Here is a 22,576-nt window from a genome sequence, read left to right as displayed (position 1 = left end):
GCTCAGTCCTCGTGGCTCGCTTCACCCTTGCCGAGTTCGGCCTTGAGCGTGAAGCTGTTGATGGTGGCGATCCTCTCGTTCCCCTTGAGGCCCGAACGCACGATCACGCTGTCGCCCGACATGTCCCCGACCGTGACCGGCACGGCGCGGAAACCGGTGCCGGTGCGCACGAAGACAACCGATCGGCCCTCGACATATTGCACGGCCGTGGATGGCACCCGAGCGGCGCCGTTGCCATTGCCCGACAGGGCGACCGACGCGGTGACGGCTTCGCCCACGCGCCATTGCCCGCCTTTATTGTCCAGCGTGGCGATTGCCGGGACTAGCCGGCTACCGGCGTCCAACACTGGCGAAATGAAGCTGATTCGGGCGCTGGCCTTGCGTCCCGGCGCCTCTACCATCACCGGCGTGCCGGGCCGTACGCGCCCTGCATCCTGCGGCTGCAGGTTGAGCGAGAGCGACACTGTCGACAGGTTGCCAACGCGGAACAGTTCCGTATCGGCCGCCACCGTTTGCCCCAGCACAATGCTGCGTGCGATGACCTGGCCCGACAGCGGCGCGGTGATGGCGACCCGGTTGAGGCCGCCGCCACTGCCGGTGGCCGCCATCTGCCCCTGGGCCAGCCGCAGCGCGATGCGCGCCTCGGCTGCCGCCGTACGCGCCGCGATCAGGTCCTGCTCGGGCGAAACCCGCTGCGCGAATAGCCTCTGTTCGCGGGCGAGGGTGGCGTTGGCCAGCCCCAGCCGCGCGCGCGCCGCCTCTATCCCGGCGTTGAGCAACGCCGCCTCGCGACTCTCGATCACCGCCAGCGTATCGCCGCGCCCCACCGACTGCCCCAGGTTGCGCGTCAACGCCACGACGCGGCCACCGATGGCCGCCGACACGACCTGCACGCCCTGCGGATCCCCCTCGATAGTCGCGGGGAGTTCGATCGTGCCGGAGCCACCGACGACCGGTCGACCGATCTGGATGCCGGCGGACCGGATCTGGTCCTCGCTCATGGCGATCGCGCCTTCATCGGCATGGCTTGCCACCTTGGCAGCAGGTTGCGCTTCGTTCGCGGATTCCGCGCTGCAGGCCGCAATCACCCACATAAGAGGCAGCGGCACAAGACCGTAGAGATTTTTCATGAGATCAATTCCCCTGCTGGGGCGCGGGCGCCGTCAGGCGTTCCAGTTGCGCGCGGGCATAGTGATAGCTGGCCAGTGCATCGATGGCGGCCAAACGGGTCTGGCTGAGCGTGCGTTCGGCATCGAGCAGGTCGATCTGCCCGAACTTGCCCTCGCGATAGCCGATGCGGGCGATCCGCGCGGCTTCCTGCGCGGCGGCCAGCGCCGGGCCAGATGCCGTGCGTGCGGTGGTCGCGGCATTGTCCGCCTCCACCCGCGCATCGGTGATCGCCTGCTCGAGATCGAGCGCGGTCATCCGCCGCTGGGCCTGTGCCTCCGTCCGCTGCGCACGGGCCTGCGCAACGGCCGCGCGGCCATTGTTGAACAGCGGAATGGGCATGGAGATGGTGAAGACCGCCGCCATGTCGTTGGTCGCCTCCAGACGGCGCAGCGACGGCCCGACATCGAGGTCCGGCACCCGATTGGCCTGCGCGAGGCCTACCCCCGCATCTGCGATCGCCAGATCGGCATCCGCCGCCGCCAGAGCCAAAGTCCCTTCGACCGCCACGGGCGTGTGCGGGCCGTAGGTTGCCGCTGCCGGCAGCCGGTCGAGCATCGCCCCGTCGAGCGCCACGCCGACCGGACGACCGATGCGCCGCGCCAGATTGGCTTGCGCAGCGAGCGCCAGCCGCTCCTGCCGCTCGACATCCGCCTGTGCCGTCCTGTGCGCGACATCCGCGCGCTGCTGCTCCAGCGGAGACGCGCGGCCCGCTTGTACGCGCACCCCGGCCGCGCGCAGCCCATCCTGCGCGATCCGCGCCTGATCGCGCGCCATCTCTACCCGGCGGTCCGCCGCAACTGCCGCGATGTAGAGCCGCGTCACCTCCAGCCGCACATCGGCCGCCGCGATCGCGGCCTGAAGGCCGGCGCGGGATAGTTGCGCGGTGGCGAGCCCGATGCGCGCCTGCCGCTTGCCACCCAGTTCCAGCATCTGCGTGAAGCCAACCGTCGTCTCGGCGCTCCGCATGCCCGCATAGGGCCCGGTTCCTGCGACATTCTCGACCTGCGCCTGCACGACGGGATTGGGGAGAAGGCCCGCGACCCTCCGGTTCGCGTCAGCCTCTTCCATACCCGCACGGGCCACATCCAGGGCCGGCGCGGCACCACCGGAGGCGGCTATGGCATCTTCAAGAGAGAGCGCGGCGCGCGCAGAAATCTCGGCCGCCATAGGCCCTTGTTGCGCCTGCGCCAGCGAGGCGCAGGACGTCGCGGCGATCAACGCCGCGAGTAATTTTTTCATGTTGGATCATCCTGACAAACTATCTCGGAGCCGATGCTCGCACCGGCAGGCGGGACAGGTCAGGCCTGAGGCGGCCGGAGGGCTACATTCTCGTCGGCGGCGAGCAGCGCGCGGGCGTCAAAGCCCGACGGATGGGCCGGCTCGAAGCCATGAACCAATGCGGTGGCCGGAAACAGGGGCGCTCCGACATCATGGCCATGGCAGCTGATATGATGATGAGGCAGGCCATTATCGCTGTCGGCGGGCACCTCGTCGCCATCGCCCGGCGCATGGGTGACAATTTCGACTCCTGCGATCTTCCCGCCGGTTTCTTCCGCGACATGCGCCATCGCCGACCAACCAGTGAGGGCCAGCATCATGAGTGCAATGATGGGCAGCAGTCTACGCATTGTGCCTGCTCTATCACTGGAAAGTAAATTTGTAACCCCTTCGGAACGGCTCACGCAGCGCATCGGGCGCGCCTATCGACCCTTCACGGACACTCAGCGCCCGATCTTCGCTCCTTAGGTGCAGACCGTCAGCTATTCCGGCGACTGGCGATCAGCTATCGGCGCTCCGCTACTCCGCAGGCATCGCGGCGCGGTGTCCGTAACTGAGCACGCTAGTAATCCGCCAAGTGCCATCCTGCTTTGCCCAGACCATCACGAACTTGGCGATCCCCTCGCATCGTCCCGTCGCCAGTTCACAGAAGCGGTGTTCGCCTTCCTCGATCGCGCCGTAGTCCTTGATCGGATAGACGCGAAACGTCGCCGGGATCAGCTCGCGCTTCACCTTCCCGCAAATATATTTGCGAACGCCGTCCACCATCGCGTCACGCTCGAACGTCGCGCCGCCAGTATCGTGATAGAAGGCCACTTTCGGATCGAAATAGCCGGAGAAGGTCGGCAGGTCGCAGCTATTGTAGGCGTCGAACACCTTGGCATCGAGCGCGCCGATTTCCGTCGTCAGCGGATCGGCCGGAGACGACACGGGCGTCGCGAGCAGTGTCGCGGCAACGGCAATGGTGGTGAACATGATTTTGGTCCTGTCAGTTCATCTGGCCGCGAAGGAAGGCAATTAGCTTTGGATCGCTGCCGGTGAGCTCAAGGATGGGCAGGATGATCCGCCACCCGTTATCGCTGTTGGTCAGGATGACGATTCCGTCACCGCTCACGCGATCGATCGCGGCAAATGTGAAGGCCCCGGCATCCTTGCCGGTGTGGAGCATCGTCGCGCCCTCCGGAAAGCCGAGGAGTTGCCAGCCCAGTCCGAAGCCGGTCCAGGGTGGACAAGTGGTCGCTTTCGTTCCCGCACATATCCGGGGTGTCAGATCGGCTTGCGATTTGCTGCGCTCCGCCGAGACAGAAGCGATCAGGCCCCGGTCGTTGCGGGCATCAATGAGGAAGCGCGCATAATCACGCGCCGTCGCGTGAGCCAGATCGGCAGCGTTGTATCGCGTCACCCGCTCGACGGGCAGCGGCTTGCCTACGTCATCGTATGGCACGGCGATCGGCACCGTCGCGCCTTGCGCCGACACATAGCCCGAGGCGCGCATGTGGGCAGGAGCAAACAGCCAGCGCCCCGCAAGCGCCTCGAACGGCTGCCCCGTGCGACGCTCGGCATAGCGCGCTGCATATTGATACCCTTCGCCCGAATAGCCGATGGTCGTGCCGGGGTCATGATCGAAGGCCAGCCCCTTTGCATCGCGCCAGTTCGGCAATCCAGTTTGATGGCTTAGCGCCATGCGGACCGTCAACTTCGTCCGTCGCGGATCGCGCGACAGATCGGGGTCGCTCCAGTAGGGATCCATCGGATCATCGAGCGACAGCTTGCCGGCCGACACCAGTCGCAGGATGACCTCTGCCGTTAGCGGCTTTGTCAGCGACGCGAGATTGTAGGGCGTGGAGACGGTCGCCGCGCGGCTCGGCCCCGCCATGCCCCAAGCCCCAGTCGACACGATCCGTCCGTTGCGAATCACGGCTATCGACGCGCTCTCCACGCGCTGTTCGCGCAGGGTTGAGGTAATATCCGGAAGCTTGTCGTTCGTTCTGGCGTCCGCCACAGAGGCGCAAGCCACCAGCGCGGTCAAACTGCCGAAGATTGTCCGTTTCATCACACTAACTGTATTACCCATATGACACGGCTAGCAGCATCGAAGTTCGGTCGCAACTTGGATCGTGTTTCGCATCGATGTGACGGACCTAAGAACCGCTACGAGATTCCCGAATTGCTATCGTTTTCGGGAAGGCTGGCGAGACAATAGGCAGTGTTGTCCGGGGGGAAGCTCGGTGAAAGCTGGTCCTAATTGAAATTTCGGTAAGGCCACATTTGAATTGGGATGACAGCTTCTGGCCCAAATTGTCGTTGAGCAAATCTTTTGCCGATGGCAGGTATGTCTCATGCCCTGCCTTCCGGCGTCGACCCATTGTGGACGTTCAGCCAACCATTTCCATTCCTCACGTGCGGACCGGCAGCTTTCGATTTTGTCTGCCCAAGACGGACCAATAAGAATGACCGGTGTTCGTGGTTGCTATTGGGACAGTTGCTCATCCATGCTGCGAGCCGCGCCAAGCCGCTTTTGGGATTCTTCACAAAACCAAGAACTTTGCGCGATCACGACGGGGCTACTCGGCCTTGAGCGCATGAACACCAATCGCGTTGCCAAGCAGGTCCGCGATGCACGTTTCCGCTCTCCCCTTGTGGAAACGCACCTGATCCCGAACGGTCAGGAACAGCCGATAATTCATTTTGGTATCGGCAAACGCGCGCAGAGCAAGCGGCCCATGACTTTCCGCCAGTATGGCAAAACATGCCGGAAGGATCGCGCAACCCAGTCCGTCGGAGACAAGACGCATCGCAAGATGAGGAGCATCGACTTCGATCGCCGGCGTCAGCGCGAGGCCGGCCGCGAGAGCTGCGGTGTTGATCGTCCTTCGTATGCCGAGATGATGAGAGGGAAGGATCAACGGCAGCCTCGACGTCTCCTCCAGGTCCAGCGGGCCGCAATCAGGGGCCGAATTCTGTGTGATCAGCACCAGTGGTTCATCCCGCACACATCGCTGTGAAACACGCAGATCCGCTGCCGGCTCTTCGAGAACCGCGAAGTCTATCACTGCCCTGAGCAACCAGTCCTGAAGGCTCCCGGTGTTTCCCTCGACCATTCGGAGCCGGATTTGCGGATAAATCTGTTTTACCAAAAGCACGAAAGATCGGCCGAATACCTCGCCGATGCCCGGCGGCATGCCAATGGTGAACTCCCCCTCGATCCGGTCATCGGGTTTTCCGATGCTCCGCGTCGCCCGGTCGATTTCATACAGGGGACCGGCGACCGACGCGAGCAGTCTGTCGCCGGCTTCGGTCAGGTTCATCCCCCGTGCCGTCCGCCTGAACAAGGCGATTCCCAGTTCTTGTTCGAGCATCCGCATTTGCCGGCTGAGTGCCGGTTGAGCGATACCCAGAACGCCAGCGGCTTTCGTGAGCGAGCCATCCTGGGCGATCCTTGCAAAGTAGCGCAGTTGCTTGAGTTCCAAGGCCCCCTCCTCCCCACGATATGCAAATCCGTTATATCATGAGAACAGGAATTGTATTGGCGGCATATCACGCGGACCGTTAGATTTTCCGGCAAAGCCATAAGGGAGAGAGCCGGATGAGTCTGCCGAAACGGTATGGGCCTTGGGCATTGGTTCTGGGTGCATCTGAAGGAACGGGACGCGAGTTCGCGCGGCAGCTCGCGGCGGAGGGCATTCCCTCTATTCTGATTGCTCGCCGCGAGGCTCCGCTGGAGCAGTTGAAAGCCGAAATTGCGCAGGAATACGGCGTTGCATGCATCAACGCGACCATCGATCTGGCCCACGGCGACGCGCTGGAGCGGATCGTGGCGGTAGTCGATGATCGCGAAGTTGGCTTGCTTATCTGCAACGCCGGCGGTGATCCCAATGGCAAAGTCTTTCTCGACGTGCCGCTTTCGGCGTGGCTGGATCTGATCCAGCGCAATGTCATGACGACAATGGCGGTCTGCCACCATTTTGCGGGGCCAATGCGGACGCGGGGCCAAGGCGGCATCCTCCTGCTCAATTCCGGGGCCTGCTATGGTGGTGCCGCCACCATGGGGCCGTACAGCGGCAGCAAGGCGTTCATGCTGGGGTTCGCCGAAGGGCTATGGGCCGATCTGCAACCGCACGGTGTCGATGTTCTGACCCTGGTTCTGGGGAGGACCGATACGCCTGAATTTCGTCGGTTCCTGGCCGAGAAGGGCATGGATATGCCTGAGGATGTATGGAGCGCGGAGGCGGTTGCCCGTCTTGGTCTGGAGCGTCTGCCCCACGGCCCGATCCAGAACGTCGGACAAGCGGACGATCAATCAGGAATGTCACCCCAATCGGCGGCGGAACGGCGCGCACGTGTTGTTGCGGTGAGCAAGGTCACCGCTGAGCTTTACGGGACCGGACATTGAGCGAAGCTGCCACACTCGCCGCGCAGGCGGATCACGCCGCCGTCGTAGAGCTGATCTATCGGTACTGCCGCTCGGTCGATCGGTTGGACATCGCGCTCGGCCATTCGATCTGGCACGAGGATGGCTGGGCGGACTATGGCGCTGACGTCTATCAGGGGCCGGGCAAAGGCGTGATCGATCTGATTTGCGCGCAGCACCTCCACATACTCCACCACTCCCATCAGATCTCGAACATCGTGATCGCGCTGAATGGCGATCGCGCTGGAAGCGAGGCCTATTGCACCGCTTCGCTGCGGATCGAACGCGAAGGTGGGGTGCAGCAAATAACGGTCTGGAACCGCTACGTCGATCAATGGGAAAGCGTGCCGGTCGCTGGGGGTTGGTGAAGCGTCTCACGATCCGCGATTTCGACGAGATACGCGCAGTTTCGGAAATGCAGCGCCATGACCGGGGGCGCCGTGACCGTACCGATGCTTCGTACGAGGTTCTAGGGTGCTATCCCGAAGCCGAGGATACCATGCCCTATGGGTGCGAGGTAGGGTCATGAAGGCCGCAGTTATCGTAAATGGTGCGGTGCGCGTTTCCGACGTGAACGAACCCGTCCCCGCCCAAGGCCAAGCGCTTGTTCGCACGCACAGTTGCGGCATGTGCGCGTCGGAACAGCATTTCCTGCATTCGGGGCAGAATGTCATCGACCTGTCGCGGCGTTTTGGCGGCCCTTATGCGGGACTGGATTTCGGCCGCCCGTTCGTGCCCGGCCACGAATATGTCGGCGAGGTGATCGACTATGGACCGGGTAGCCAGCGTATCGTTAAGCCGGGGCGAAGGGTCGTTTCCCTGCCGGTGATGCGCCAGCAGGGTGCCCATGCGGTGATCGGCTTCAGCCATGATTGCCCGGGCGGCTGGGGTGAACTGATGCTACTGGATGAGGCGACGCTGATCGAAGTTCCCAGCGAACTCGATGACGACCTTGCCGCAATGACCGAGCCGCTTGCCGTGGGGCTGGAGCACGCGCGACGCGGGCGACCGACAAAGGACGACATTCCGCTCGTTGTTGGGTGCGGTGCGATCGGCCTCGGCGTCATCGCTGGGCTCAAGCTGATGGGCATCGGTCCTGTCATCGCCGCCGACTTTCACGCCGGCCGGCGCGAGATGGCTATCCGCATGGGCGCGGATATCGTCATCGATCCCCGCGAACTCTCCCCTTATGCCTCGCTTCCCGATCTCGGCAATCTGCGCGCCAACCTGATCTACGAGAATGTCGGTATACCCGGGCTGTTGCCCGAGATCATCGCGGCCTGTGCATTCGAAGCGCGGATCGTCATGGGTGGTTACTGCATGGAGCAGGAGCAATTCTATGTCTTTGCCGCGCAAAATAAGCGGCTGACGGTGCATTTTGCCGGCGGTGAGGAAGGGCAGGACATGGAACTTGCGCTGCGTTCCATCGCCGACGGCCGGATCGACATCCGGCCCTGGATCGGCGAGCGCATAGGCCTGAACAGCGTGGCCGACGCGCTCGCCCGAATGTCCGGGCCGCTGGCGCCCATCCGCACCGTGATCGATCCGCGAACGCTTTGACGGACGCAGTGGAAGGCGCGGCCGCCTTGGATCGGCTATAACATGCGTGAACGACGGAAATGGGCGCGTATCAGTATTTCCGTCGCCGACCCACGCCGGATGCTCAGGGCCAGATTTTCGATCCCCAACTGCAGACAGTCTGCTTTTTCCATTCTTGATGCTCAAGACTGGCCGGTAGCCCGCCGCTTTTGCGAACGTTGGCCCCGCACTTTCACAATTGACAAAATTTAGGCCTGACCCGGCATTGTGCGGGCGCAAGAACCGAAATCGACCCTAATGTGGGCACTGATCAGCAAGGCATCCGTCGAAATTGCGAATTTTCATACCAAGACATTGATTTGGATATACCAATAACGGGACGGATTGCGTTCGCCCATTAATCTAAACATATGTTCAGCAGCGTTATGAAAGTAGAAAATCCGCGATATTCGCTCTTAACCGTTTTACCGCGCGATAGCGAATTTTACATCTCGATAACAATGATATGAACTTTCATGGGGTTGAATTTTAGCGCTACGAACGCGCAATATTTTCGCGGGGGAGTTTTAAGTGATCGGTCGGAACAAGTTGGGAATGCGCCGCTGGACGTTGGCGCTGGGTAGCAGCGTGGTTGCAGTTGCGAGCGCTTCCGCCTCGTCCGCCTGGGCACAATGCGCGCCGGATCCGACCATCGCTAATGGCGTAACGGAATGTTCGGGCATTGATACCGACGGCCTTCGGATCAACACCGATGGCAGCACCATCATCGTGGCAAGTTCCGCACAGGTCATGGGAAGCGACCGTTCGGCGATCGTCGTGGACATCATGGGCGCCGTGAACACCTACCAACCGCGCTTGACCACAATTATGGTCGATGGCCAAGTCGATGGCGGTCTTTATAACGGGATTGCAACCCTGTCGGGGGCAATCCAGCCTGGTTTTTATGATTTTTATGGGACGCAGGCCAATATCGTCGTCACCTCCGGCGCACGCATAACCGGCGCTGTCGGCATCACCGCAGAATCCTCGGCCGGCAATGAATATGGCGCCGCTCTGATCAGCCTTACCAATGCCGGGACGATCAGCGGCAGCAATGGTATCGCCATGCAGGCCATCACCCCGTCACGCAATGGCTTCGCGTCGATCGACAATCAGGGGGGCGGCAAGATCGGCGCGATCGTGGGCACGATCGGCAGATTGAACAATGCCGGTCTGATCGATGGCGGCACGCGTAGTGCGATCGATCAGACGAGCGACTATAATTCGGCTGCCTATCCCTATGGCTGGACCAATAGCGGCACGATCCGCTCGACATCCACTGCCGCAACGATCGCTAATCTGAGGACCGTGTTTTTTGCTTTGTCCAACAGTGGTACCATTGCCAATGGCGGCAGCGGCGCCGCGATCCAGGACAGTGGGAATGGCCAGGGCATCGCGATAGACAATCTTGCCGGCGCGCGCATTTCCACGGCCGGCACTGTCGCGATCACCGCTAACGCCCTTGAATTGAGCAACGCGGGCACGATCGTGGGTGACATCGTGACCATGCCTGCCTTTGGCTATTCTTCCTTCAGCTCGATCGACTCCACGCAAGGGCGCATCGAAGGAAATGTGACGCTGGGTGGCGACCGTAACGAAGTCTATGCCCGCTATGATGGCACGCCCACGCTGCAAACCGGGATAACAGGCACGATCAGCGTTGCGGGTGACAATAATAGTATAATCCTTGCCCCGGCGAGTGACCTGTCCCTGTCGACCGCCATCTCGCTGCCGACAGGCTTCACCTATCTTCGCATCGCACCGGACAAGGGCGCCACCTTGTCTCTTGCCGACGGCTTTATCACGCCCGGTACGTTGTTTCTGGCGGGACATGGCAGGATTATAAACGATGCTGCCATCGCTACGAATGGTCCGGCCTTTGCCAGCTCCTACATGCTGACAGGGGCCCCCAGCCTGGTAAACAGGGGGACGGTCGAGGCCCAACTGTCGGAAAGCTATCAATATGCCATTGACCTGAGCAGCTATGGATCGCTGGACAATAGCGGTCTGATTTGGTCGAGCGGCCACGGGGTCAGCAGCGATGGCATTACCGTTAATTCCGGCACGATCACCGCTGCCGGCACGGCGCTGTCGATGTTCGGGGGGACGCTGAACAATAGCGGCACGATCCGATCGACAAATGATATCGGCATCCTTCTCAGCGGCAACACGAACAATGTCGCTGCGATCAATAGTGGCCTGATCGAGGGCGAGGCCTTCGGCGCAGTCTTCAATTATGCATTGAATAATAGCGGAACGATCCGCGCCTCAGGCGGCGGCACCGCAATCGGCCTCAACAATTATGCCGTCCTGACCAATCTGGCTGGAGGAACGATCTCCAGCGATGGGCCCTATGCGATCACAGGCCGCGATTATTATGGATCGAACAACGTCGATAATGCGACCGTCATCAATGCCGGAATGATCGACGGCGATGTCAGCTTCCCGTCTTCCCGCTATCCTGACAGTGAACATCACAACAGCTATGTGTCGCTGCCAGGCGGCATGCTGAATGGCGATCTGGAACTGGGTTATGGCGACACGCTGGTCACCGAGCTCATCAATGACGGTCCCGGTCAGTTTGCAGGCATCAACGGCACGGTGAAAAGCCGTGGCGGCTTGCTGCGCTACCGCGTGACGGATCAGGTTCAGGCGATGATCGGCCCGGTCGGTCCATTTGCAACCACAGGCTATGAACTGGTCGACAATGCCTATCTGACGCTGACCGCTTCCTCCCCCCAAAGTCTGCCCTTGTTGTTGGCCGGCGATGGCACGGTGGATCTGACCGCAGACATCGGCACGACCAATGAAACGACGATCGCCAGGGCCAGTACCTACACCATGGTGGGGAACGCACAGACTCCAGCGGCCTTGCGCATCATCAATCGCGGAACATTGTCGGGCACGAGGAACGACTATTGGGGCGGCGGTTTCGGCGTTGTATCGCTTTATGGGAATGACATCTTACAGAATGAAGGCACCATCAGGGCCGCTTATACCGCGACCAATGGAGGGGACGCATTCAATGCCGCGCTCGCCTATGGCGGCACGCTGATCAACAATGGACGCATCGAACTGGAAGGCAGCTATGTCACCTACAATGTGCCTAATGTCATCAACAGCGGAACCATCACGCAGATCGGCACGCGCACGTCTCATGCCTTTGTCGATGCCCGCAGCATCACCAACAGCGGCATCATCGACATGGCGGATGAGGCGATCATTTATTATGCCAGCATTGATCCAACGCTGACCAATTCAGGCCTTATCCGCAGTCAAAACGCGTCAGCGATCGCAGCTTACAGCTATCCTGTCTCGATACGGAATGATGCCGGCGGCGTTATCGAAACCGGTAACGGCAATGATGCGATCTACCTTTCCTCTGGTGGCAGCGTCAGCAATGCGGGCGTCATCAACGGCAATGTCAGCTTCGCGCCCGCCTATTACGGCTTCCAGAGCGGTATCTTCTATGCCGACGGTGGTATCGTCAACGGTGATGTCCTGTTCGGCATGGCCAGCGACATCTTCATCCAGGTCGGTGAAAATTCGGGCGTCACCGGCACGATCGACGGCGGATATGGCACCGACATTTATGGTCGTATCTATGAATCCGACGCGACGCTTGCGCTCGATGATCGACCGGGTGGAAGTTTCGAACTGGATTATATCGGGGCCAGTAATGGCACCGTCCTGACCATTGCCCCGGGCGCAAGTGCCAGCGATTATCTATTCGTCGGCGGCGATGGCATGATCATAAACAATGCGTCGCTCGACAGCATGGTGACGACCGATCTCTCTTATTATTTCTACGGCGAGCTGCCATCTTCTCTGTCACGCAGTCTGGGCAGTTTCGCCAACCAGGGACAGTTGAACAACGGCCTGATCGGCCAGTTCGACAGCATCGTCAATGATGGAACGATCAGTGCGACATCCTCCTATTATGGCGCCGCAGTAAGCCAATATTCCGACAATAACCTGAAGTTCGTCAATTCTGGCACGATCGCACGCCAGGATCAGGGTATCGGCGTGGCATTGACGGGCATTGGCGTTGCCAGTCTTTCCACCAGCAATAGCGGCCTGATCGATGGCGGCATGGACATCATCGCTGTTCTGTCGCCCGATGCGACCGCGCCGGTCACGATCGACAATAGTGGCTCCATCCTGAGTGATGCCGGCGTCGCGCTGCGAGTCAGCAATCAATATTATACCAATGCCGCGAGCGGCACTTTTCGCCTGGATAATAGTGGCCTGATTGAAACGGGCGCTGTCGGCAGTGCTGCCATCGATTTGTCCATGGGCTATGGAGACCGGGCGGTGGCCGTCGCGTTCGATAATAGCGGGACAATCCGTGCCAATGCGGGCGGGGTGGTCGAGGACATGGACGGTCCCGATGACCTGTTCATCAATAGCAGGCCTTCCTCGGCCATCGCATTGACCGGCAATGGCACGACCACGCTGGCCCTGAACAATGCGGAAAGCGGGACGATCGAGGCGACCGGCGATTTGTCGACGGCGATCTGGGTGACCGATGCGGCACTGACGCTCGACAATGCCGGCATGATCCACGGCGGAGCTGGCACGATATTGGCCGACACGGACCAGTTGGCGCTTGCGCTCGGCAATCCCTACCTTGCCGGCGCGATCCAGACCGTCGGCAATGGCGCCGATAATATCCGCAACAGCGGCACGATCATCGGGTCGATCGACCTGGGTGCGGGCGACGACGTGATCGTCAACCGCGGTACGATCATCGGCGACGTCTATCTGCGCGACGGCGACGACAGCTTCACCCAGCTTGCCAGCGCGATCATGCAGGGCATTGTCGATGGCGGCGCCGGCACTGACAGCTTCATCGTCGACGCCATTGGCGGCGGCACGATCAATGCCGACCAGTTCATCAATTTCGAGCGCTTCTCCCAGATCGGAGAAGGCAATGTCACCTATTCGGGCGACTTCAGCTTCGACACAATCGGCCTTGACGGGGGCACCGTGACCGTAGCTGCCGGCGAAACGCTGAGCAGCAGCGGCGCCTTCACCATCACCGGCGGCGCGGGCAATGACAGCGTGCGCAATGCCGGCACGATCAGCGGCGGTATCGATCTTGCCGGCGGTAATGACAGCATCGTCAATGCCGGTGTCCTCGGTGGCCCGGTGATGCTGGGCGCGGGCAATGACAGCTTCACCGAAGCGGCCGGCAGCAGCGCAGGCCCGGTCGATGGCGGTGCCGGAACCGATCTCTATCGCGTCATCCTGGCGGGGGATCGCAGCGGCATCGGCGCCCAGACCGGCTTTGAGCAATTGTCGATCGAGGGGCAGGGCGCGCTGACGCTGGGCCTTGGCCAGGGCTATGACGCCATCATGCTTCTGGGTACAAACCTGAACCTGGCCACCAACGGCCAGTTCGTCGGCCAGATACTGGGCAGCGACGGGCAGGAGCAACTGCGCCTGACCGGCGATGCCAGCACCATACAACTCGGCGCTGGCACTGACGCGCTGACCTTTGACCTGACGCGAGCGGCCGGCCGCTATGATGGCGGCGCGGGCCAGGACAGCCTGGCCTTTACGGCGCAAGGCCCGGTCACGCTGGCCGGTACCGCCATCGGCTTCGAGACCCTCTCGCTAGCCGGTGGCCACCTGATCGTGACCGGCCAGCTCGGCAGCGCGGATGGCGCGCTGCGCTTCGGCGATGCCGGCGAACAGCTCGACATCGCGGCCGGCGGCCGCCTGTTGGGCCAGATCGACATGGGCGGCGGCGACGATGTCGTACGCCTTGCCGATGGCGCCTTGTGGCAGGGCATCTTGTCGGGCGGCGCGGGTCAGGACAGTCTGTCGCTCACCCTGTCGAGCGCGCGTACGCTGGACGGCAACAGCCTGAACGGCTTCGAGGGCCTCATGGCGCAGGGCAGCGGCACGCTGACCTTGGTCAATGGCTTCACGCTGCAGAGCCTGAGCGCACAGGGCGACCTGACGCTGGCAGCGGGCGCCTCGCTTGCCACGAACAGCCTGACGTTCGGCAGCGGCGACAATCGCTTCACCATCAACGGGTTGTTCGCGGGCGCGGTCGATGGTGGCGCGGGCAGTAACCGCATCCTGCTCAACAGCGGCAGCGCCAGCGCACCGGTGCGTTTCACCAGCGTCAGCAATATCGCTGGGCTGGACATAAGCGGCGGCTATGCCACGGTTTCGGGCGCGGCCGACCTCGGCGCAATCGACCTGAGCGGCGGCCGGCTGGTCGGCCTTGCCGGCTCGATCATCCGGGGCGGTAGCATCCTGGTGCGCCAGGGTGCGACCTTCGGATCGGCCGGCACGGTCGTCGGCGACATCAATGTCGCAGGCACGCTGAGCCCGGGCGCGTCGCCGGGCACGATGAGCGTGACCGGCAATGTCGCGCTGGCCGGCAGCTCGACCACCTTGATGGAAATCACGCCGGCCGTGTCCGATCAACTGCTCATTTCCGGCACGCTGACGATCGCGCAAGGGGCAAGCCTGGTGCTGAGCGCCGATCAGCAGATCAAGCCGGGCACCACGCTGGATCTCATCATCGCCAATGGCGGCATTTCCGGCAACTACACCAATATCGTGAAGCCCGACACGCTGTTCGGTTTCATCGTGCAGGACGATGACAGCATCCGCCTGCTCGGCCAGTTCCTCAACAATGCCAGCTACACGTCGCAGGTCCAGCGGGCGATCGACTACACCAATGCGGTGATCGCATCGGGAACGGCTAGCGAAGGACTGATCGATGCCCTGCCTGTGTTGGCCACGGCATCGGGCGCATCAAACCCTGCGGCCTTCGCGCGCCTGACCGCCGAACCCTATGCCTCTGCAACCCAGATGGGCGTGGAAAATGGCCTGGCGATTGCCAATGCGGCGCGTAGCATCGCGCGCCTGTCGGCGGACGAAGCGCCCCGCGCCTTCAGCATCGGCCAATATCTGGGCGGCCTTGGCCGGATTGCGGCCGATGATCAGGCCGGCCTGTCTGCCAGCCGTTCGCGCAGCTATGGCCTGCTTGGTGGCCTGGGCATCGGCACGGACCGCTGGTCGATCGCCGGCTTCAGCGGCTATCTGGACTCGCGCCAGACGCTACGCCAGTTGGGGTCGCAGACCGATGCCGACGGCTGGCTGGCAGGTTTGGCCGGCAGCTACGCGCTGGGCGCCCTGCGGTTCGATGCAACGCTGGCCTATCACCAGCTCGACGCCGACACCGATCGCCTGACGCCCGATGGCGGCAAGGCCCATGGCCGCTTCCGCCTTAAGAACTGGATTGGCGACCTGTCGCTTTCCTATGAGGCGGCGTTGGGCAGTGACTGGGCGGCACAGCCGGACATCGGCCTTACCTATGTCGCGACGACCCGCACCGGCCTTCGCGAAGATAGCAGCAACGTCTGGGCGCTCGATGTCGCGAAGGATAAGCATGATGCGCTGTTCGCCGACGGCGGCGTCGCCTTTGGACGCAGCCGGGCTTCCGATGCCCGCTTGCGTCCCTTCGTGCGACTGGGCGTGCAATATCAGTTGCAGGGCCGCAGCGTTGAGGCACTGGCCGGCTTCTCCGGATCGGAGCAGGGATTGCTATCGCTCGGCGCCCGTCGCGGTGGTCTGGTCGGCAGCGTGAGCGGCGGCGCGGAAATGCGGGTAGGTTCGTCCCTCTCGCTCTTCGCCAATGCATCACAGACCTATAGCGAGGATGATCGTCGCGCCTCCGCCAATGTCGGGATGAAATTCATCTTCTGAGATCGTGCCGATCGCAACATTGCAGCAGCGAGGCACTTTTCGCGAATCTGCCTCGCCGTCTCCCTGTTGGGCCAAGGTTAGCCGTTAGCCAAACAAGCCACCGAAGCTGACCATCGTAAATGGGCAGGCCCAGCCGCTCCCGCCGGTGGTTGATGGCATATCTGCGAATGCCCAGTTCTGGGAATGGAGATCGGGAAATTCAGTGGGGGCATGGGGCGTTGTGGCCCTCAGTCCATCGGTGCGCCGTCGGCTTATTCCGGTACGAAACTCTTAAGCTGACGGTCTGGTAAGTCCCATGCCTTGCCGTTAGCGGCCCTACTGGACCAATCATCCCCTGCCGAAAAGCAGCCGGGGGAACCACTCTTAGCAACCGCGCCGAGCCACCCGCTCTCGCGTGTTACAGATTTTTGCGGACGCTCAAACAGCGTCGGCAAGAAGCAGGGCGAGGGCGCGCGTTTGATCCTCTGCAGTACGATGACAAAAGCGCTTTCACTGACGCCAAGTAAAGCCGAGCGAGACAAAAAAAGGCCGATCAGTAGACCGGCCGATGAGTTTGAGGAGAGGATGCCTGAAAGGCCGGGCCTCTGTGGTTGGGCGGCGCTGTCCTACCAATTGAGAAAGGCTGGAGTGCGATTGCACCTAGCGCAACTGAGGACGATTGCGGGCCGGTCAGAGCCCCAGCTGCTCAAGACATGCCCCAGCCTGCTGATGATAGGTGCCGCCAAAGAGCCGGACATGGACGAGCAGCGGCCACAGCCGATAGACGGGCTGGCGCTCTTCCCAGCCCTGGGTGAGGCCGCAGGCATCGTAGAATATCTGTGGCGGTTGGTCGAACAGACCCAGCATGGCAAGATCGACCTCGCGGTCGCCATGGTAGCATGCAGGGTCGATCAGCCCGCTGATACGGTCCTGACCGACAAGGATATTGCCACCCCACAGATCGCCATGGAGGAGGGCTGAGGGCGGGCGATTGGGTAGGTGCTCGCCAAGACGATCGGCGAGCCGCTCGACGCGATGGGCCAACTGGGCACTGAGATGCGGAATATGGCAGCGCAGGCGTTGCTCCGCCCAGAAGGTGACCCAGTTGTCGGATCGGCCATTGAGGATCAACACATCGCCGAAGCCATAATCGCGATCCCAGCCATAGGCCGCCTGGCTCGGGGCATGGAGAAGGTCCAGCAGTTCGGCAAGATGCGCCCAATTGCGGGCAAGCCGGCCACCCGAGGGAAGGTCTTCAAGCAGCAGAAGATCATCCTGAACAGCCAATATCTGCGGAACGCTCGTGCCGGTCGCCGCGATCGCTGCGAGCATGCGGGCTTCCTCGACAACTCTGTCGCCCCGTTTTGCGATGACACTATCACCGCCTGACAGGGAAAGGCGCGCAACGAAGGAAAGATCGCCGCCTGCGACGCGCGTGACGCTTTCCACATGGCGGCCCAGCAATGATGCCGCCTCGGTGAATATCGCTCTCATGCTTTGCCCCTGTCCCCCATCAAGCCTGCACCGATCGGGCTTCTGCATGCCCATGGCAAGACTGGAGACAGGCACCAAGCAGTGGCAAGATCATGCGGCATCGATAAAAGAAGCCCCGCCGGAGAAAACTCCACGGCGGGGCCATAGTTCAGGGAGGTGCCGCCCCAAGGGGGGAAGGAGCGACAGAGCTGATATGGTGCGTATCGATGACTTTACAATGACGATGCCTGCCGCCGCTTGTCGGCATCCTCGACAGTCCAGAACATGGGATTGCGCACCCAGTCGTTGATGGCGGATTCGCGCCAGCCCATGCAGCGGGTGGCAATCCTGATCTGTTTGGGAAAGGTGCCGGCCTGGACCTTGCAATAGAGGGTCGTGCGGCTGAGGCCGGTTCGGTCGAGGACGGTGTTGAGGCGCAGGATACGGTCGGTCGGGGGCATGGTCATGGCTGGTCCTTGCTGCTGTGGATAAGTCTGATCCCCTTTGCGATGAGCCTCGGCAGCGGCTTGAGCGGAAGCAAGCGACTGAGCCGTGTCTGGCGGGCTTTGTCATGATCTGGCGTAAACTGACATAGAACAGCAGATGGGAACGGGCGTCTCCGCCTGTGGCGGATCGCGCTCTGCTCCGCTGTGCTCCACCGAGTCGGCGCTGCGCTTGTCTCGTCCCTGCCGGGCGATGATCGCTGACGCTTTGCAGCCCATTGGGCTGCTGGCTGCGGCCAGCGCAGCTGCGCCGCGCTGACGTCGGTTTGTCTGGGGCCGCCAGAATGACGGGGGTGGGCGTCGGCTTTCTCTAGGCCCGTGCCGGCGGGCTGCAAGCCGGCTACGCCGGCTCCTCCTCTTACGTTGCGGCCCTGCGGGTGCAGCCCGCCTCATGGGCACGGGCCTGCCGTGCGCCTCCTTGCCGCCCACCCCCGCCATTCCGGCGGCCGGTGCTGGAGAGGCAGGAGAAAGGACATGGGTAAGGGTAACGGATCGCTCTATGACGATGTGACGCAGCATATTATCGCGCAGCTGGGAGAGGGGCGGCTGCCATGGGTGCAGCCCTGGGACACGAGCCTCACTGCCACCGGGCTTCCCCGCAATGCGGCAACGGGCCGCTGCTATTCAGGCATCAACATCCTGATCCTGTGGGACCGCCTGTTCGAGCGGGGCTATGGCGCGCAGCGCTGGATCACCTATCGACAGGCGCAGGCGCTGGGCGGCAATGTCCGCAAGGGCGAGGCAGGCACGACCGTCTGCTATGCCGACCGTTTCACGCCCAAGGACGAGCAGCAAAAGGCCCGTGACGAACAGCGCGAGGCGCGGCAGGTGGCCTTCCTCAAGCGCTTCACCCTGTTCAATGTCGAGCAGTGCGAGGGCCTGCCCGAAAAGCTGATGACCGTGACGGAGGCGCGACCATTCGAGGAACTGGTGCCGCAGGCGCACCGGCTGATCCGGGCATGCGGGGCCGACATCCGGGTGGGCGGCGAGAGCGCTTTCTATGCGTCAAGCCCTGACTATATCCGGGTGCCCGATCAGGCTGCCTTCCATGAACCGATCAACTGGTATCGCACCATCCTCCATGAGCTGGGCCATAATGCCGTGATCCGGATTATGCCGCATCTGATCGGCAGCGCGCGGTTGGCAGTATGATCGCGCCAATCCCATTCGGCATAATCTTCGTCGCTCCAACGACATGGAGCACGACGATCATGCCTCAATATTTGCAGACCAGCATCGAGCCTTATCTGGACTCGTTCGCCGAGAGTTTTGCGGCGGAGAACTACACACCCGCCACGATCAATGCCTATCGATGGATCCTGCGGAAAGTGGGCCACGTGATGGATGCTGAGGGGATCGACCCTCCGGCGTTGACCCTCGACATGGCCGAGCAGGTGGGCCGCAAAGTGCCGCGCAAGCATGCGGGCACGGCATGGCCGTATAAGTTGGCCCGTCGCTTCGCGCAGCATCTGCTCGATATCGGCGTGACGCAGCCGGTGCCATTGACCGAGGTGCAGCAGGCGCGCGCGACACTGCTGGCGGACTTCGAGACCTATCTCGTCAAACAGCGCGGCCTCAGTCCGCGGAGCATCCCCCATACGATAGGCTTCGCGCGCCGCTTCCTCGACGATCGCTTCGGCGAGACGATAATCGATCCGGGCAGCCTGCGTCCCGCCGACGTGATCGGCTTCATGGAACATGTGCTGACCACCGCCCGTCGCGACAAGACGGTCGCCACCCATGTCCGTATCTTCCTTCAATATCTGTTCGGCTGCGGGGCCACGGCGACCAATCTGGCGCTGAGCGTGCCGAAGACGGCGAAGGTCTGGGGAGCGCGATTGCCGCGCCACCTGTCGCCGGAAGGCGTCGAGGCAGTGCTGGCTTGCGTGCGCGACAATCCCCGTCACGGCGCGCGGGACTATGCGATGCTGTTGCTCATGGCCCGGCTTGGCCTGCGCGCGGCCGAGGTCATTGCGATCCAGCTCGACGACATCGACTGGCGCTCGGGCGAGCTTACGGTGCGCGGCAAGGGCAAGCTGCACGACCGCCTGCCGATCACGGTGGAGGTCGGCGACGCGCTGAGCCGCTATCTTCGCGAGGAGCGAGGACCGGCGGCTTGCCGCACGATGTTCGTCGCCCATCGCGCGCCGCATCGCCCGTTCAAGGATGGGCAGATCGTCAACGCCATCCTCAAGGATGCCCTCAAGGCGACCGGCAAGAAGCCGGCGACGCCCTATGTGGGATCGCACCTTCTGCGTCATAGCCTTGCCACCCAGCTCGTGAATACGGGCGCGTCGCTCGACGAAGTGGGCGACGTGCTGCGGCACCGCTCCCGATCATCGACAATGATATATGCCCGGCTCGACATCGACGGACTGCGGTCGGTCGCGCAGCCCTGGCCGGTGGCGGGAGGCGCGCAATGAGCCTCGCCTCCCAGCTCGACCGCTATCTGAGCGTTCGCCGCAGCCTCGGTTACGACCTTGGCACCAGCGAGCGCATCTTGCGTCGCTTCACCCGGTTCGCCGACCGCGAAGGTGCCGTTCATATCGATACGGCGCTGTTCCTGCGCTGGCACGCCACACTGGCCGAAGCCTGCCCATCGACGCGAGCGGCGAGGCTCAGCGTCGTGCGGCTGTTCGCGCAGTGGCTGAGCAGCTTCGATCCGGGGCACGAACCGCCGCCGCGCGGCCTCTTGCCGGGAGGCTTCCAGCGGTCGCGCCCGCATATCTACACTGATGCCGAGATCGGGTCGATCATCGCAGCGGCCGAAACGCTGCCATCGATCTACGGCCTGCGCGGGCTGACCTGCTCGACGTTGTTCGGGCTGATAGCGGTCACGGGCCTGAGGATCAACGAGGCGCTCGGGCTCGATCGTGATGACCTCGATACCGATCATGGCGTGCTGCGCGTCCGGCAGGGCAAGCTCGGCAAAGAGCGGTTGTTGCCGCTCGATCCGAGCGTCGTCGCGACGTTGATCGACTATCTTGCCGAACGCGACCGGCTGCTCGGCCATCTGGCCAAGCCGCTGTTCGTCACAGACAAGGGGACGAGGCTCACCGACTGCGCGGCCCGCTACAACTTCGCGCGGGCTTGCCAGCAGATCGGGCTTCGGGCTCATCAGCCATACTGCAAGCATGGTCGCGGGCCGCGCATCCACGACCTTCGCCACACCTTCGCGGTGAAGACGATGATCGGTTGGTATCGCACGGGCAAAGACCCGGCTCGCGAGATGATCCGGCTGACGACCTATCTGGGCCATAGCGATCCCTCCAACACATACTGGTATCTGGAAGCGGTCCCGGAACTGCTCGATCTGGCGATGGCGCGAGCAACAGCCGATGGCCGGGAGGCAGTCCAATGAGCGCGGTTGCCTTGCCCGCGCTGATCCAGCGCTTCTTCACCGACCGGCTGTGCGTCCAGATGGAGGCGAGCCGTCATACGGTCGCAGGCTATCGCGACACGTTCCGGCTGTTGCTCCGATATGCGAGCGCTCGCCACGGCAAGCCGCCGGTCAGGCTCACGGTCGAGGATATCGACGCCGATCTGGTCGCCGACTTCCTCGTCCATACCGAGACGACGCGTGGCAACAGCGCGCGCAGCCGCAACACCCGGCTCGCCGCGATCCGCTCGTTCTTCCGCTACGTGGCGATGAGCGATCCGACCTGGCTGCTGCACTGCCAGCGCATCCTCGCCATGCCGAACAAGCGCTATGTGAAGCGCACGGTGACGTTCCTCGACGCCGACGAAATGGCGGCATTGCTGGCAGCGCCGGACCGCACGACATGGGCGGGGCGGCGCGATCATGCGCTGCTGCTGCTCGCGGTTCAGACCGGCCTCCGGGCATCCGAACTGGTCGGCCTCACGCGCGGCGATGTCGTGCTCGGAAACGGCGCGCACATCCGCTGCATGGGCAAGGGGCGGAAGGAGCGCGCCACCCCTCTTCGCCGCGAGACGGGCAAGATGCTGGCGGCGTGGATCGGCAACGACAAGGATGAGAGCAGACCGCTGTTCCCGTCGATCCGGGGCGAACGGCTGAGCCGCGATGCGCTCGAACATCTGGTGCGTAAGCACTGCCTCACGGCATCGCGCGCGTGTCCGAGCATCGGCACGAAGCGGGTCACGCCGCATACGCTGCGCCACAGCACGGCGATGGACCTGCTTCACCACGGCGTCGATCCAGCGGTGATCGCGCTCTGGCTTGGTCACGAGAACGTCGAGACCACCCAGATCTACATCCACGCCGACATGCGGATGAAGGAGAAAGCGCTCGCTCGCGTCGCGGCTCCGCCCACTCCGTCAGGCCGGTTCCGGCCCGACGATCAACTCCTCGCGTTCTTGGAAGGGCTCTGATTATGCCGAATAGCCGCATGGCCGATGCCCGGAAAACCGGCTTCCAGCGGAAGCCATGCGGCATAATCCGGATCACGGCATTATGGGTCTTATGCCGATATCG

16 protein-coding genes are annotated in these 22,576 nt (G+C 62.7%); 8 read left to right on the top strand and 8 right to left on the bottom strand.

The window, feature by feature from the left end:
- Positions 1-2: 2 nt before the first annotated feature.
- The 6 genes from PMI04_RS20455 to PMI04_RS20430 all read right to left on the bottom strand — a co-directional run bounded on the left by PMI04_RS20455 (position 3) and on the right by PMI04_RS20430 (position 5,918).
- Complete coding sequence (locus PMI04_RS20455) at positions 3-1,130, bottom strand: efflux RND transporter periplasmic adaptor subunit (protein WP_007705697.1); 1,128 nt, start codon at positions 1,128-1,130, stop codon at positions 3-5.
- A 4-nt stretch (positions 1,131-1,134) separates the two neighbouring features.
- Complete coding sequence (locus PMI04_RS20450; RefSeq protein ID WP_007705694.1) at positions 1,135-2,409, bottom strand: TolC family protein; 1,275 nt, start codon at positions 2,407-2,409, stop codon at positions 1,135-1,137.
- A gap of 59 nt (positions 2,410-2,468) precedes the next feature.
- On the bottom strand, positions 2,469-2,798 hold the full coding sequence (locus tag PMI04_RS20445; protein ID WP_007705691.1) for a hypothetical protein: 330 nt from the start codon (positions 2,796-2,798) through the stop codon (positions 2,469-2,471).
- Positions 2,799-2,967: 169 nt separating this feature from the next.
- Positions 2,968-3,423, bottom strand: coding sequence for a nuclear transport factor 2 family protein (locus tag PMI04_RS20440; RefSeq protein ID WP_007705687.1), 456 nt, complete (start codon positions 3,421-3,423; stop codon positions 2,968-2,970).
- A gap of 13 nt (positions 3,424-3,436) precedes the next feature.
- Positions 3,437-4,501, bottom strand: coding sequence for a serine hydrolase domain-containing protein (locus PMI04_RS20435; protein ID WP_007705684.1), 1,065 nt, complete (start codon positions 4,499-4,501; stop codon positions 3,437-3,439).
- A gap of 511 nt (positions 4,502-5,012) precedes the next feature.
- Entirely contained in the window at positions 5,013-5,918 is a 906-nt protein-coding gene (locus PMI04_RS20430) for a LysR family transcriptional regulator (protein WP_007705680.1), read from the bottom strand.
- Positions 5,919-6,034: 116 nt separating this feature from the next.
- Between PMI04_RS20430 and PMI04_RS20425 the strand changes: the two genes are divergently transcribed.
- The 4 genes from PMI04_RS20425 (at position 6,035) to PMI04_RS20410 (ending at position 16,168) form a co-directional block, all read left to right on the top strand.
- Positions 6,035-6,841 carry an SDR family NAD(P)-dependent oxidoreductase gene (locus PMI04_RS20425; RefSeq protein ID WP_007705677.1) on the top strand — a complete coding sequence of 269 codons (807 nt, stop codon included), beginning with the start codon at positions 6,035-6,037 and terminating at the stop codon, positions 6,839-6,841.
- Complete coding sequence (locus PMI04_RS20420; protein WP_007705673.1) at positions 6,838-7,227, top strand: nuclear transport factor 2 family protein; 390 nt, start codon at positions 6,838-6,840, stop codon at positions 7,225-7,227. The genes PMI04_RS20425 and PMI04_RS20420 overlap by 4 nt, the downstream gene beginning before the upstream one ends.
- Positions 7,228-7,384: 157 nt before the next feature.
- Positions 7,385-8,419, top strand: coding sequence for a zinc-binding dehydrogenase (locus PMI04_RS20415; RefSeq protein ID WP_007705670.1), 1,035 nt, complete (start codon positions 7,385-7,387; stop codon positions 8,417-8,419).
- 549 nt (positions 8,420-8,968) lie between these two features.
- Entirely contained in the window at positions 8,969-16,168 is a 7,200-nt protein-coding gene (locus PMI04_RS20410) for a hypothetical protein (RefSeq protein ID WP_007705669.1), read from the top strand.
- Positions 16,169-16,837: 669 nt separating this feature from the next.
- Here the strand turns inward: PMI04_RS20410 and PMI04_RS20405 are convergent.
- Together PMI04_RS20405 and PMI04_RS20400 are read right to left on the bottom strand one after the other, a co-directional pair.
- Complete coding sequence (locus PMI04_RS20405; protein ID WP_007705667.1) at positions 16,838-17,641, bottom strand: fructosamine kinase family protein; 804 nt, start codon at positions 17,639-17,641, stop codon at positions 16,838-16,840.
- Positions 17,642-17,853: 212 nt separating this feature from the next.
- Positions 17,854-18,087 (bottom strand): AlpA family phage regulatory protein, encoded by a 234-nt coding sequence (locus PMI04_RS20400; protein WP_007705665.1) that lies wholly within the window; start codon positions 18,085-18,087, stop codon positions 17,854-17,856.
- A 510-nt stretch (positions 18,088-18,597) separates the two neighbouring features.
- Here PMI04_RS20400 and PMI04_RS20395 point away from each other — a divergent pair.
- From PMI04_RS20395 to PMI04_RS20380, 4 genes are read left to right on the top strand one after another with little or no spacing between them, the layout of a single operon-like run.
- The gene (locus PMI04_RS20395; protein WP_283184822.1) at positions 18,598-19,275 is read left to right on the top strand and encodes an ArdC-like ssDNA-binding domain-containing protein; all 678 of its coding nucleotides are present in this window, start codon (positions 18,598-18,600) and stop codon (positions 19,273-19,275) included.
- A 59-nt stretch (positions 19,276-19,334) separates the two neighbouring features.
- A complete protein-coding gene (locus PMI04_RS20390) occupies positions 19,335-20,546 on the top strand; it encodes a tyrosine-type recombinase/integrase (RefSeq protein ID WP_007711085.1) in 1,212 nt (403 codons plus the stop codon).
- Complete coding sequence (locus PMI04_RS20385; protein WP_007711087.1) at positions 20,543-21,484, top strand: tyrosine-type recombinase/integrase; 942 nt, start codon at positions 20,543-20,545, stop codon at positions 21,482-21,484. The genes PMI04_RS20390 and PMI04_RS20385 overlap by 4 nt, the downstream gene beginning before the upstream one ends.
- On the top strand, positions 21,481-22,473 hold the full coding sequence (locus PMI04_RS20380; protein WP_007711089.1) for a tyrosine-type recombinase/integrase: 993 nt from the start codon (positions 21,481-21,483) through the stop codon (positions 22,471-22,473). The genes PMI04_RS20385 and PMI04_RS20380 overlap by 4 nt, the downstream gene beginning before the upstream one ends.
- Positions 22,474-22,576 lie beyond the last annotated feature (103 nt).

The sequence above is a fragment of the Sphingobium sp. AP49 genome (genome assembly GCF_000281715.2).
Taxonomy (GTDB): domain Bacteria; phylum Pseudomonadota; class Alphaproteobacteria; order Sphingomonadales; family Sphingomonadaceae; genus Sphingobium.
Note: the sequence above shows the minus strand (reverse complement) of the source record. Positions and strands in the feature narration are given on the sequence as shown.

Excerpts from the sequence above, each read along its gene's own strand:
- PMI04_RS20455 (WP_007705697.1), bottom strand. The coding sequence starts at position 1,130 with ATGAAAAATCTCTACGGTCTTGTGCCGCTGCCTCTTATGTGGGTGATT.
- PMI04_RS20450 (WP_007705694.1), bottom strand. The coding sequence starts at position 2,409 with ATGAAAAAATTACTCGCGGCGTTGATCGCCGCGACGTCCTGCGCCTCG.
- PMI04_RS20445 (WP_007705691.1), bottom strand. The coding sequence starts at position 2,798 with ATGCGTAGACTGCTGCCCATCATTGCACTCATGATGCTGGCCCTCACT.
- PMI04_RS20440 (WP_007705687.1), bottom strand. The coding sequence starts at position 3,423 with ATGTTCACCACCATTGCCGTTGCCGCGACACTGCTCGCGACGCCCGTG.
- PMI04_RS20435 (WP_007705684.1), bottom strand. The coding sequence starts at position 4,501 with ATGAAACGGACAATCTTCGGCAGTTTGACCGCGCTGGTGGCTTGCGCC.
- PMI04_RS20425 (WP_007705677.1), top strand. The coding sequence starts at position 6,035 with ATGAGTCTGCCGAAACGGTATGGGCCTTGGGCATTGGTTCTGGGTGCA.
- PMI04_RS20415 (WP_007705670.1), top strand. The coding sequence starts at position 7,385 with ATGAAGGCCGCAGTTATCGTAAATGGTGCGGTGCGCGTTTCCGACGTG.
- PMI04_RS20405 (WP_007705667.1), bottom strand. The coding sequence starts at position 17,641 with ATGAGAGCGATATTCACCGAGGCGGCATCATTGCTGGGCCGCCATGTG.
- PMI04_RS20400 (WP_007705665.1), bottom strand. The coding sequence starts at position 18,087 with ATGACCATGCCCCCGACCGACCGTATCCTGCGCCTCAACACCGTCCTC.
- PMI04_RS20395 (WP_283184822.1), top strand. The coding sequence starts at position 18,598 with ATGGGTAAGGGTAACGGATCGCTCTATGACGATGTGACGCAGCATATT.
- PMI04_RS20390 (WP_007711085.1), top strand. The coding sequence starts at position 19,335 with ATGCCTCAATATTTGCAGACCAGCATCGAGCCTTATCTGGACTCGTTC.
- PMI04_RS20385 (WP_007711087.1), top strand. The coding sequence starts at position 20,543 with ATGAGCCTCGCCTCCCAGCTCGACCGCTATCTGAGCGTTCGCCGCAGC.
- PMI04_RS20380 (WP_007711089.1), top strand. The coding sequence starts at position 21,481 with ATGAGCGCGGTTGCCTTGCCCGCGCTGATCCAGCGCTTCTTCACCGAC.